This is a genomic window from Segeticoccus rhizosphaerae, assembly GCF_009192725.1.
Lineage (GTDB): Bacteria > Actinomycetota > Actinomycetes > Actinomycetales > Dermatophilaceae > Segeticoccus > Segeticoccus rhizosphaerae.
Genome location: NZ_VOHR01000092.1, coordinates 1 through 12,455, shown reverse-complemented (window position 1 = coordinate 12,455; position 12,455 = coordinate 1). Strand labels below are relative to the sequence as shown.

Here is a 12,455-nt window from a genome sequence, read left to right as displayed (position 1 = left end):
CCGCCAGCGCCGCCCGGCGGCGCGCCGCAGCGGCCGGCGCACCGTCTGGTGGCGGCATCGTGGCCGAGTCCCCCTAGGGCAGGATCTTGCCGGGGTTGAAGTTCGCCCTCGGGTCGGCCGCCCCGAGCAGGCCGCTGACGAGCTCGACGCCGGCCGGCGAGATGTCCTGCTCGAGCCAGGCCGAGTGCTCGGTGCCGACGGCGTGGTGGTGCGACAGGGTGCCGCCCGCGTCGATGAACGACTGCTGGATCGCGTTCTTGACCGTCTGGTACTGCTTCAGCGCGACGTCCCCGCCGTGCGGGAAGGCGAAGGTGAAGTAGAGGCAGGCGCCCGAGTGGTAGGAGTGGCTCAGGTGGCACATGATCCATCCCTTGACGCCGAGCTCGTCGTAGGCGCTATTGGCAGCCGCAGTCACGTCGTCATACACCTGCTGCAGCCGTGACCACGGTGCCGCGGTCTCCGACACGTCCGCGGCGGCACCACGGTCGAGCAGGTAGTCGCGGATGTATGGCGTGTCGAACTTCTTCTGGTCGTAGAGCTCGCCCGGGCCCTTGCCGAGGACGATGCCCCCGTGGCTGCGGATGATCTTGCGGACGATGGCCTTCTGGTCGGAGACGTGGCCCTTGCTGCCCTCGAAACCCACGAACGACAGACAGGCCTGGTCGAGGTCCCAGCCGCGCTTCTCCAGCACCGCCATCAGGCCCTTGCTCGCGGTGCCACTGATCGAGAAGCCCTCGGTCTTCTTGCGGGTGGCGAACGAGAAGCCGGTCTCGTGGGCGTCGGAGACGCGGGTGATCGACGGGGTGGCCTCGCTGATCGAGATCTCGCGCATCGCCGACAGGCCGCTCTTCCAGGACGGGAAGAGGTAACCGAGGACGACCCGGTGCTCGGGGATCCGGTGCACCTGCACGGTGACCTCGGTGATGACCCCGAGCCGGCCCTCGCTGCCCAGGACCATCTCGCGCACACTCGGGCCGGTCGAGGCCGACGGGACGGGCCGGACGACGAGCATCTTGCCCGGCCGCACCACCCGCACGCCGCGGACGATGTCGGCGATGTCGCCGTACTTGTCCGACTGCATGCCGGAGGAGCGGGTGGCCGCCCAGCCACCGATCGTGCTGTGCGTGAAGGAGTCCGGGAAGTGGCCGAGCGTCCAGCCCCGGTCGCCGAGCTGGCGCTCCACGTCGGGGCCGAGGGTGCCGGCCTGGATGCGGGCGAGACCGGAGCCCTCGTCGACCTCGAGCAGCCGGTCGAGGCGGCCCAGGTCGAGCGAGATGACCGGTCGGGCCTCGTCCGCGGGTGGCTCGAGGCTGCCGGAGATGTTGCTGCCGCCGCCGAACGGAATGATCACCGCGTCGGCCTCGACGGCGAGGTCGACGACCTGCCGGACCTCGCCCTCGTCGGCCGGGTAGACCACGACGTCCGGCACCCGGGGCAGGTCGCCGGCGCGCACCCGCAACAGGTCGCGAAGGCTCTTGCCGTAGGTGTGGACGACCCGCTCCATGCCGTCGGTCGTGGTGTGGGCCTCGCCCACCGCGGCCGTCAGCGCACCGAGCAGCTCGTCACCGATCCGGCTGTCCGGGACGGCGAGGTCGTCGAAGGAGATCATCGGCTCGGCGGGCACGTCCAGGTCGAGACCGACGGCCTCCAGGACGAAGGGGCGCAGGGCGGGCTTGTCCTCGTGGTGGAAGCTGACGCCGTCGAGGCCCCATCCCCACCACTTCATGTGCTGCACGGACGTCATGACTCTCCTCCTGCGCTCGGTCGCTGCGACTCCTGTGTGGAGTCTTCGTGAGGTTCGGTGCCTTCTGCGGGGCCGAGACCTCGCGAAGATTCCACGCGGTGGTTGTCGCTGGCTTCGTCGGTGTGGCGGCGCCTGGTCGACGGCGGGAGCGGAGCGACGGACAGGTGCAGCTCGCGCACCCGCTCCTCGATCCGGGCCGAGAACGCCGAGGAGTGCTCCCCCTCGTGCGGCGTCATGGGCGCGCCGAAGACGACGGTGACCCGGGGCCGTCCTCGCACCGGCCAGCTCGTCCCGCGCGGCATCGCCTTGCTCGCACCGACGATCGCCATGGGGAGGCACGGCACCCCGGCGGTGAGGCACAGCGCCGCGGTCCCCCGCTTGAACGGTGCCATCGAGCCGTCGTGGGAGCGGGTGCCCTCCGGGAAGAGCAGCAGCGGGACGCCCTCCGCGAGCAGCGTCGTGGCGACCTTCGAGCGCTTGCGGAGCCCGTAGCGCTCGACCGGGAACGCATTGAAGAAGAGCGCGGTCAGCCCCTTGCGCCACCAGACGTCGAAGAAGTAGTCCGCGGCGGCGCCGGCGGCGAGGTAGCGCGACAGCCGCGGCGGCAGCGACCCCAGCACGAGAGGGGCGTCCAGGTGGCTGGAATGGTTGCCGACCACGACGAACGGGGCCCGCAGGCCCTCGAGGTTCTCGGTGCCCCGGACGGTCACGTCGACCAGCGACCAGACGAGCGGCTTGAGCAGCCCGCGCTGCGCCACGTGACGGGCGGCGGCGTGGCGGATCGAGGTGTAGCGGGATCCCGGTCTGGCGCCGGGGGACTCATGCATGAGGATCATCATCTGACATTTCTGTGCCGGAGGGTGGACGCGGACCCGGCTGGTCCCCGCCGTCCTGCTCTGCCTGTGTCGTCTGCGCGGCGCGCTCGGCCCGGGCTGCCCCGTCCCGGTGCCGGGAGGACGAGATGGCCGCGGAGATCCGACGGATCACCGGTCGCGGCGCATGCCTCGCTCCCCAGATCAGGATGCGGTAGCGCTTGCTGGGGATCGAGATGACCCGGCCCCTGGCCACGTCGCTCAGCGCCTCGGCGACGAGGTCGTCGGCGTCCAACCAGAGCGGACCCGGGATGCTGGTGGTCGCGATGCCGGCCCGGTCGTGGAACGCGGTGCGCACCCACCCCGGGCACACCGTCGTGACGGTCACGCCGGAGCCCGCCAGCTCCACCGCCAGGCCCTCGCCGTATGCCGTGACCCAAGCCTTGATCGCGGAGTAGTTGCCCAGCACCACATACCCGGAAGTGCTGGAGACGTTGACGATCCGGCCGCTGCCGCGCTCGCGCATGGTGCGGCCCGCCGCCGCGCCGAGCATCAGCACCGCGCGGCACATGACGTCCATCGCGTGCTCGTGCGGCGTGGTGTCGGCGGCGGTGAGCGGGGCCCGGACCGCGAAACCGGCGTTGTTGACCAGCAGGTCCACGGGGCGGTCCGCGGCGGTCAGCCGGTCAGCCACCCGCAGCACCTGGTCACGCTCGGCGAGGTCGGCCACGAGCGTCTCCACCTCGACGCCGTGGCGACTGCGCAGGTCCGCGGCGAAGTCCTCCATCCGGGTCGCGTCGCGGGCGACGAGGACCAGGTCGGCGCCCTGCCCGGCCAGCGCGCGGGCGAAGGCCGCACCGATGCCCGAGGTCCCCCCGGTCACCAGCGCCCGGCGCGCGAGCGGTCCGCCGGCCGTCACTTGTGCGTCCGCGACGCCAGGTTGCCGGCCAGCCCCTCGAGGCGGGTGCGCGACGGCCGGTCCCACGAGTGCACCTGCCAGTGCTTGCGCTTGGCGTACTGGTAGAGCGCCACGTCCGGGTTGACCGCCTGGGGGTGTCCCACGAGCTCCAGCCAGACACGGTCGGACTGGCTGTCGCCGTAGGCGTAGGACCCGGACAGGTCGAGGCCACGGGCCCGGGCGTATTCGCGCAGCCAGGCGGCGCGGGCCTCGTCCACGAGCGGCGGGGCGTCTAGGTAGCCGGTCCAGGTGCCCTGGTCGCAATGCATCTTCGCCGCGACCACCTCGTCGAAGAGCGGGGCGAGCGGACGCACGAACACGTCGATGGCACCGGTCACCAGGACCGTCCGGTGGCCGGCCTCGCGGTGCGCCTTGATCTGGGCGACGGCCTGCGGGATCACGCCGCGCCGCAGCGCCTCGCCCAGCTCCCCGTCGACCAGGGCCTGCAGCTGCACCTGGTCGACGCCCTCGTAGCGCCGGACGAACGTGCGGATGAACTCACCGCGGTCACGGCGCTCGGCCCGCAGGTACTCCGGCAGCGACCGGGCCAGGTCGGCGACCTCGTGCGGCCACTGCGCGGGCGGCAGCACCGCCTTTTGCATGAGGAGGTACTGCTCGACGACGTTGGAGGCCAGCACGGTGCCCTGCAGGTCGAAGACGGCGGCCACGTCGGTGCGTCGCGGCAGGCTGGCCGGCCGGGTGGTCGCGTCGCGGTTGCGGCCGGAGAAGGCGCGGGCCAGCTTGGTGATGCCCGGGATGTGCACCTCCTGCAGGTAGCGCTCCCAGTCGATCTCGGAGACGTCGAAGCCGTGGTCGCGTCGCCGGTCCTCGGGAAGGGCCTCGTGGAGGGCGCGGGTGCGGCTGTCGTCGTAGATGACCTCGGTCTGGGTGTAGCTCTGGTAGAGGTCGGCGTAGCCGCGCAGCTGCCCGAGCCCGTCGTGCTTGCGCTGCACCTCGACGGCCCAGTTGCGGGTGCGCTCGGTCGCGGGCAACCGCAGCAGGGCGCGCCCGGCGAGGTCCATGAGCCGTTCGTCCCGTCGCAGCCTGCGCTCGACCTGGCGGCCCCCCGGGAACTCCCAGGCCGGCACCTGCACCTGCCCACCCTTGCCGTCCGGCATGGGGTGCGCGGTGAAGTAGGTCAGCACGTTGTCGAACATGCGCCGGAACGGCAGCGGGTTGCGGGCGCCGGAGCCGACGTGGAAGTACTGGCTCTGCCCCGCAGGCGGGGGTGAGGCGGCCGCCGCGAGCGCCGCGTTGACCACCATGTCGACGGGGATGATGTCGAGCACGCTGTCGGGCAGGCCGGGGAACTCCGGCAGGTAGCCCTGGCCGTAGGCGACGATCAGCGGGTCGGCGACCTTGAAACCGTCGATCCAGCCCGGGGCCGGCGTGTGCAGCGCGCTCTCGATGATGGTCGGGCGCACGACCGACAGGCGGTGTCCGGAATCGGCCCACAGCTCCTCGGCCACCCGCTCGCCGAGGGCCTTGGTGAAGGTGTAGACATCGGGCCAGCCGAGCGACTGGGCCCGGCTGCGGCCGAAGTCGACGAGCCGGCGGTGCACCCACTTGACCCGCGCCTGTTCGGCGGCCTGCGCGACCGCCTGCGGGCCGGCCTTGCCGTGCCGGTCGCGGGCCTTCTTCAGCAGGTCCTGCAGCACCTCGGGGTGGCGGGACTCGCGCTCCACGCTGTCGCGGGCCGTGAACGCGGCCTGCGCCTCGGCGCGCCAGTCCACGTGGTGCTCGTGCCGCTCCTCGGGCACGATGCCCTTGCGCAGCCCGGCGACGTAGGCGGTGGAGATGTGCACGACGTGCGGGTCGGCGCCGCTGGCCAGCACCGCGTCATACAGCGCCTGCGCCCCCGACACGTTGTCGCGGAAGGCCTCGTCGATGGGCGGGTCGAAGGAAACGGTGGAGGCGCCGTGGAGCACCACGTCGATGTCGCCGGGCAGCGCCGTGAGCGAGCCGAGGTCGCCCTCGACGACCCGCACGCGCTCGCGCAGCGCGGCCTGCACGGCCTCCCGACCGATCTCCCGGCGCCACGGGGTGAACACCGCCTTGCGCAGCAGCCCCTCGAGCCGGTCCTGCGCCGAGATGTCGCCACGGGGCCGGACCAGGACGGTGACCGAGGTGGTCGGGTAGGTGCTCAGCAGCTGCTGCAGCACGGCCTGGCCGACGAATCCGGTGACCCCGGTCAGAAAGACCCGGGCGCCTTCGAGCGGCCCTGCTGCACCCGCAACCGTCATCTGTGATTTCTTCCTCTCGCCACAGCGCCCACCTCCGAGCGCGTGGGCTGTTCCGTGGCACTCCATGTCGGTCCAGGTCGGTCCGGGGTCCGTCCATGGCGGCCCACGACAGCGACACTCTAGTGAAGGTCGCCGGGCCTGCCGAATCTGCGGCGCGACCCGCGGCTGCGACGGCGTCAACCGATTGGTGGCCCGGCCCCGTGGTCTGGGAAGATCCCCGCATGAGTTCACCCGCCCCAGGCACTCCCGACCGCCGCACGCCCACGCTGCCCGACAAGCCGTCCGTCGACGGGCTCGAGGACCGCTGGATGGCGGTATGGCAGGAGCGGGACCTCTACGCGTTCGACCGGGAGCGCGCCCTCGGGCTGCCGCGGGAGCAGGTCTTCTCCATCGACACGCCTCCCCCTACCGCGTCCGGCTCGCTGCACATGGGCCACGTGTTCGGCTACACCCACACCGACTGCATGGCCCGCTACCAGCGGATGCGTGGTCGGGAGGTCTTCTTCCCGATCGGGTGGGACGACAACGGCCTGCCCACGGAGAAGCGGGTGCAGAACTACCACGGCGTGCGCGGGGACACCTCGCTGCCCTACGCGCCCGACTACGAGCCGCCGCACAGCGGGGGTTCCAAGAGCATCAAGGCCGCCGACCAGCAGCCGATCAGCCGGGCCAACTTCATCGAGCTGTGTGAGTCGCTCACGGTGCAGGACGAGGAGGCCTACGAGTCGCTCTTCCGCCGGCTCGGCATCTCGGTGGACTGGTCGCGCGGCTACCGCACCATCGACGACCGGTCGCGCACCGTGGCCCAGCAGGCGTTCCTGCGCAACGTCCGGCGCGGGGAGGCCTACCAGGCGGAGGCTCCGGGCCTGTGGGACGTGACCTTCCAGACCGCGGTCGCCCAGGCCGAGCTGGAGGCACGTGACTACCCCGGCGCCTACCACCGGATCCGATTCCACCGGGACGGTGCCGACGCCGTCGAGATCGAGACCACCCGCCCGGAGCTGATCCCGGCGTGCGTCGCGCTGATCGCCCACCCGGACGACGAGCGGTATGCCGGCCTGTTCGGATCCACTGTCACCTCACCGCTGTTCGGGGTCGAGATCCCGGTGCTGGCCCATCACCTCGCCGAGCCGGACAAGGGCGCCGGCATCGCGATGTGCTGCACCTTCGGCGACTTGACCGACGTCCAGTGGTGGCGCGAGCTGCAGCTGCCGATCCGCTCGCTGGTCACCCGCAATGGTCGGATGCAGGGCGAGACCCCCGCCTGGATCGCGGGTGGTCCGGGCGAGCAGCTGTATGCCGAGTCGCTCGCCACCAAGACCGTGTTCACCGCCCGGGAGAACGTGGTCGCGGCCCTGCGCGAGTCGGGTGACCTCGTGGGCGAGCCGGTCAAGACGCAGCGCAAGGCGAACTTCTACGAGCGCGGCGAGAAGCCACTGGAGATCGTCACGAGCCGCCAGTGGTACATCCGCAACGGCGGCCGGGAGGCCGACCTCGGCAAGGCGCTCATCGCCCGGGGAGAGCAGATCGGCTTCCACCCGGCGTTCATGCGGGCCCGATACCGCAACTGGGTCGAGGGCCTCAACGGCGACTGGCTGATCTCCCGCCAGCGCTTCTTCGGCGTGCCCTTCCCCGTCTGGTATCCCGTCGACGCCGACGGAACGGCCGACCACGCCAACCCGATCCTGGCCGACGAGGCGAGCCTGCCGGTCGACCCGACCTCAGACACCCCGCCGGGCTACGACGAGCACCAGCGCGGCCGGCCTGGCGGTTTCGCCGCGGACCCCGACGTGATGGACACGTGGGCGACCTCGTCGCTGTCACCCCAGATCGCCGCCGGCTGGCCGGTGACCAGCGACGCGGGAGGTCGCAACGACGCCGAGCTGTTCGACCGGATCTTCCCCATGGACATGCGCTCGCAGGGCCACGACATCATCCGCACCTGGCTGTTCGCGACCGTGGTGCGCAGCCACTTCGAGCACGACAGCGTGCCGTGGGACAACGCGGCCATCAACGGCTGGATCCTCGACCCCGACCGCAAGAAGATGAGCAAGTCCAAGGGCAACGTGGTCACGCCCGAGGACGTGCTGAAGCAGCACAGCTCCGACGCGGTGCGCTACTGGGCCCTCTCGGGGCGGCTTGGCTCCGACTCGGCCTACGACGACGGCCAGATGAAGGTGGGCCGGCGCCTCGCCATCAAGATCCTCAACGCGAGCAAGTTCGCGCTGTCCTTCGGTGACGTCACGGCGGACGGCGACGACCTCGCCGCACGGGTGACGCACCCGCTGGACCGGTCGATGCTCGCTGCCCTCGCCGACGTCGTCGACCAGGCGGGCGCGGGCTTCGAGTCCTGGGACTACACCCGCTCGCTCGAGATCACCGAGAGCTTCTTCTGGTCGTTCTGCGACAACTACCTCGAGCTGGTCAAGGACCGTGCCTACGGCGGGCAGGGAGACGAGGCGGCCGCGTCGGCGCGGGCGGCGCTGCGGGTCGCCCTCGACGTGCTGCTGCGCCTTCTGGCGCCGTTCCTCCCGTATGCCACCGAGGAGGTCTGGTCGTGGTGGCACCAGGGCTCGGTCCACCGGTCGCCGTGGCCGGAGTCGTCCGGCCTGCGCGCCGCGACGGGCGATGCCGACAAGGCCCTGCTCGACACGGTCGGGCTCGCCCTGGCCGGGGTGCGCAAGGTCAAGTCGGAGGCGAAGGTCGGCATGAAGTCCGAGATCACCTCGATGGTGCTGGCCGCCCCGTCCGCCCAGGTCGAGCAGGTCCGGGTCGCGGAGGCCGACCTCGCCGCCACCGGACACGTCACCGCGATCAGCTATGCCGAGGCAGACCAGCTCGAGGTGCGCGACGTCCAGCTGGTCCCCTACGTCAAGCACTGACTCCTGGTGGTGTGGCTGCTCGCTGCGGGCCGGTGTCGCAAGGGTGGGGAGCGGCCGGTGAGCGCCGTCATACCGGCGAGCTGATCCGTCATCGGCGACGCCCGACCGCGGCCACTGACGTCCGGCGCCGCTTGCTGCGGGCCACGTCCACGCAACCGCGGACTCTGCACGCCGTGGGCTGCTCGCGCCCGTGGTGGAGCCTCGGCGGCCTGACCCTGCTGCTCGGTCTCGGGCCGACCGGGCGGCTTGTGCGGTCGCCCACCCGACGGGCCCCGTGACCGCGAAGGAGCACCGGGGGCCTGCGTGTACGGTGCGAGGGTGACTCGGCGGGGATGGATCGCGGTCGCCGGGGCGGGGGCCCTGACGCTCCTGCTGTGGGTGACCAGCAGTCGCCCGGTCACCGTCCTCGGACCCCCGCAGGACCCGTTCGAGCTTCCCCGCGCCACGGTGCGGCCACGCACCCCTGGACCGCAGCCGAGCGGCACCCCGCCCCCGCAGCCGAGCATCGACATGAGCAAGGTCCACGACGGCAGCACCGTCTTCGGCCTCCTGCTGACGATCCTGGCCGTCCTCGTCGCCGTGCTGGTGGTGGCCGCCGTGGCCTATTACGTCTACCGCCTGGTGCGCTTCCGCCGCGACCGTCCGCGAGAGACGGCCTTCGAGGTCCTGCCCGACATCGCCACCTCCGTCGTCGAGGACGCCGAGTCACAGTTCGCGGCCCTTGCCGAGGGCCGGCCACGCAACGCGATCGTGGCCTGCTGGCTGCGCCTCGAGGAGGCGGTGGCCGGCGCGGGTCTGCCCCGCCGGCCGAGCGAGACCTCTGCCGAGTTCACCGCCCGGGTGCTCACCGGCCTGGCGGTCGACCCCGACTCCGTCCACGAGCTCGCCCACCTCTACCGGGTCGCCCGGTTCTCCACCCACGACCTCGGCGAGGCCGACCGTGACCGAGCCGTTTCGGCCCTGCGGGTGACCCACGAGGGGCTGCAGCGGGTCGGTGAGACGCCTCGGCAACCGACCGGCGCGAGCTTTGGCAGCCCTCCCGGCCCTCCCAGACCTCCCACCACCCCGCCCGACGGCCCGACGAGGGAGGACCGGTGACCCGGCTGTGGCGGCGGCGCGTCCTCGGCCTGGCCGTGGTCTGGCTCGTCGTGGTGCTGCTGGCTTGGTGGCTGCGGACCGACCCCGCGGTGACCGTGCTGGCTGGCTACCTCGCCGCCGGCTTCGCACTGTCCTGGCTAGTGCAGGACCTCGCGCTGGAGTCACAGCCCGCCCACTGGGCCGGCTTCTACTCGCCGGCGCCCCGGCCGAGGGGCGCGGACCCGCGACTGTCCCACCTGCACCGGATCGTCCGCGACGCGATCGACAAGGACGCGCGCAACCTGCGGCGGCGTCGGCCTCCGGTGGACCTGCAGCAACTGCTCGCAGACCTGGCCGCCGAACGGCTGGAGTCGGCACACGGCATACGGCTCGACGACGCCCGCGCCGTCGAGCTGCTCGGTCCCGCGCTGCACGACTACCTGTCACGACCACCCGAGCGGCTGGGCGAGCTCAGCCGCTCCACGCTGTCCGACCACCTGACCCGAATCGAGGCACTGTGACGACTCCCCCCGACCTGCCCACCGTCTCCCAGCGGGCGAACACCGTCCTCGACCGGGTCGAGACCGCCGTGGTGGGCAAGCGGCGCGCCCTGGAGCTGGTGCTCAGCGGCGTCCTGGCGGGCGGGCACGTGCTGCTCGAGGACTACCCCGGGCTCGGCAAGACCCTGGCGGCCCGCTCTTTCGCGCAGGCCCTCGGGCTCGACTTCACCCGGGCCCAGTTCACTCCCGACCTGCTCCCCAGTGACCTGACCGGCTCCTTCATCTACAACCAGCGCTCGACCGAGTTCGAGTTCCGCCGGGGCCCGCTGTTCACCGGCCTGTTGCTCGCCGACGAGATCAACCGCACCCCGCCCAAGACCCAGTCGGCCCTGCTGGAGGCGATGCAGGAGCGCCAGATCACGGTGGAGGGACGGACCTTCGCGCTGCCCGCGCCGTTCCACGTGCTCGCGACCGCCAATCCGGTGGAGTACGAAGGCACCTACCCGCTGCCGGAGGCACAGCTCGACCGGTTCCTCATGCGGGTGAGCTTCGGCTACCCGAGGGCGGAGGAGGAGCTCGACGTGCTGCAGCGGCGGATCGGACGACGGCACGAGGAGCAGACGCTGGAGGCCGTCACGGAGGCCGACGGCCTGCTGCAGATGCAGGCCGCGATCGAGCGCGGCACCGTCGACCCCAGCGTCGGCGAGTACTGCGTGGCGCTCGCCGCCGCGACGCGCCGGCACCGGCACGTCCTGATGGGTGCCTCGCCACGCGGCTCCCTCGCCCTCGTGCTTACGGCGAGGGCGTATGCCGTGCTGCAAGGCCGCGACTACGTCACCCCCGAGGACGTCAAGCAGGTGGCACACGCGGTGCTGGAGCACCGGATCACCGTCAAGCCGGAGCTGTGGATGAGCAACGTGTCCGGCGCCTCGGTGGTCGGCGAGGTCCTCGACTCGGTGCCCACGCCCTCCGCCCGCGAGAGCCGGGCAGCGGGCTGAGATGGCACGCTCCGACCGAGGCTGGCGGCCGACGCCCGCTCACCTGCGCGCCCTGCTGGTCGCCTCGTTCGCCATGCTTGCCGCGCTGGTGCTGCACCGTCCGGACCTGCTGGTGCTCGGGGCGCCCTTCGCGACCATCGCGCTCTGGGCCGTCCTCACGAGGCCCCGCTCCTCGCCCACGATCTCGTGCGGCATCTCGCTGACCACCGTGCGTGAGGGAGAGGCCACGCTCTGGAACGTGCACCTGACCCGGGTCGAGGGGATGGAGGAGGTCACCACGGTGCTGGAGCGGGGGGTCTGGTCCCAGCTCGACCCGGTGTCGGGAGTGCGGACCGAGAGCCTGCACGACGGCGAGGACGACGCCGGCGGCGACCCGGCCCGCCACACCGTGAGCACCGCGTGGCGGTCGCTGCGCTGGGGCCAGCGGAACGTCGGGCCGGGACTGGTCGGGGCGACGAGCTCGTGGGGTGCGTTCCGGTTCGGCCCGGTCGAGCTCGAGCCGATCGGCGTGCGGACCCTGCCGTTGCCGGCCGTCTTCGACACCACCGCCCACGCACCGCATCCACAGGGTCTGGTGGGGGTCAACCGGGCGGCCCGGCCGGGCGAGGGCAGCGAGTTCGCGAGCATCCGGCCGTTCCAGGTCGGCGACCGGCTGAAGCGCATCCACTGGCCGGTCTCGGCCCGCACCGGTGAGCTGCACGTCACCTCCAGCTACGCCGACCAGGACAGCCACGTGGTGCTCGTGGTCGACGCCTTCAACGACCTCGGTGAGAGCGAGGGCATCGAGGGCAGCGCGAGCACGCTCGACGTGTCCGTGCGGGCCGCCGGAGCGGTCGCCGAGCACTACCTGCACCGAGGCGAACGGGTCAGCCTGCGGGTCCTCGGCGCGGCCGACGTGACCCGTGTCCCGCCCGCGACCGGACGGCGCCACCTGCGACGGGTGCTCGACACGTTGGCCGCGATCCGGCCCGGCACCGACCGCGGTGACCCCGACGAGCGCCTCACCCGGCTCGGCATCGGAGCGGGGGCGCTGGTGGTCATGCTCTCGCCGCTGGTGTCGCCGGTGGCGTTGCAGCAGGCGGTGGCCCTGACCAGTCGCGGTCTCACCGTCGTGGTGATCGACAGCCTGCCGGGCGACCTCGCGGTGCCGGACCACGACGGCTACGGCCACCTCGCGTGGCGGCTGCGGCTGCTCGAGCGCGCGCGGGAGATCCGCCGGATCGAGCAGGCCGGCGTGCCGG

Annotated in this window: 9 protein-coding genes; 5 read left to right on the top strand and 4 right to left on the bottom strand. The window is 72.1% G+C overall.

Features of this window, described 5'->3' with window-relative positions; translation table 11 throughout:
• Nucleotides 1-73 precede the first annotated feature (73 nt).
• The 4 genes from FRW57_RS09705 to FRW57_RS09690 are packed head-to-tail and all read right to left on the bottom strand — an operon-like array spanning nucleotide 74 to nucleotide 5,757.
• Nucleotides 74-1,744 (bottom strand): FAD-binding oxidoreductase, encoded by a 1,671-nt coding sequence (locus tag FRW57_RS09705; RefSeq protein ID WP_152185906.1) that lies wholly within the window; start codon nucleotides 1,742-1,744, stop codon nucleotides 74-76.
• Nucleotides 1,741-2,571 (bottom strand): lysophospholipid acyltransferase family protein, encoded by an 831-nt coding sequence (locus FRW57_RS09700; RefSeq protein ID WP_137121454.1) that lies wholly within the window; start codon nucleotides 2,569-2,571, stop codon nucleotides 1,741-1,743. The genes FRW57_RS09705 and FRW57_RS09700 overlap by 4 nt, the downstream gene beginning before the upstream one ends.
• Nucleotides 2,564-3,475 (bottom strand): SDR family NAD(P)-dependent oxidoreductase, encoded by a 912-nt coding sequence (locus FRW57_RS09695; RefSeq protein ID WP_238384657.1) that lies wholly within the window; start codon nucleotides 3,473-3,475, stop codon nucleotides 2,564-2,566. Before FRW57_RS09695 ends, FRW57_RS09700 begins: the two co-directional genes overlap by 8 nt.
• Nucleotides 3,472-5,757 carry an HAD-IB family phosphatase gene (locus FRW57_RS09690; RefSeq protein WP_137121453.1) on the bottom strand — a complete coding sequence of 762 codons (2,286 nt, stop codon included), beginning with the start codon at nucleotides 5,755-5,757 and terminating at the stop codon, nucleotides 3,472-3,474. Before FRW57_RS09690 ends, FRW57_RS09695 begins: the two co-directional genes overlap by 4 nt.
• Before the next feature lie 221 nt (nucleotides 5,758-5,978).
• Between FRW57_RS09690 and valS the strand changes: the two genes are divergently transcribed.
• From valS to FRW57_RS09665, 5 genes are all read left to right on the top strand, one after another.
• The gene (valS, locus tag FRW57_RS09685) at nucleotides 5,979-8,639 is read left to right on the top strand and encodes a valine--tRNA ligase (protein ID WP_152185905.1); all 2,661 of its coding nucleotides are present in this window, start codon (nucleotides 5,979-5,981) and stop codon (nucleotides 8,637-8,639) included.
• A gap of 318 nt (nucleotides 8,640-8,957) precedes the next feature.
• Nucleotides 8,958-9,737: a DUF4129 domain-containing protein gene (locus tag FRW57_RS09680; RefSeq protein ID WP_137121451.1), complete on the top strand. Its 780-nt coding sequence runs from the start codon at nucleotides 8,958-8,960 to the stop codon at nucleotides 9,735-9,737.
• Nucleotides 9,734-10,237: a hypothetical protein gene (locus tag FRW57_RS09675; protein WP_137121450.1), complete on the top strand. Its 504-nt coding sequence runs from the start codon at nucleotides 9,734-9,736 to the stop codon at nucleotides 10,235-10,237. The genes FRW57_RS09680 and FRW57_RS09675 overlap by 4 nt, the downstream gene beginning before the upstream one ends.
• Nucleotides 10,234-11,214, top strand: coding sequence for an AAA family ATPase (locus FRW57_RS09670; protein WP_152185904.1), 981 nt, complete (start codon nucleotides 10,234-10,236; stop codon nucleotides 11,212-11,214). Before FRW57_RS09675 ends, FRW57_RS09670 begins: the two co-directional genes overlap by 4 nt.
• A gap of 1 nt (nucleotide 11,215) precedes the next feature.
• The coding region (locus FRW57_RS09665) for a DUF58 domain-containing protein (protein WP_152185903.1) at nucleotides 11,216-12,455 on the top strand (1,240 nt) is incomplete at its 3' end.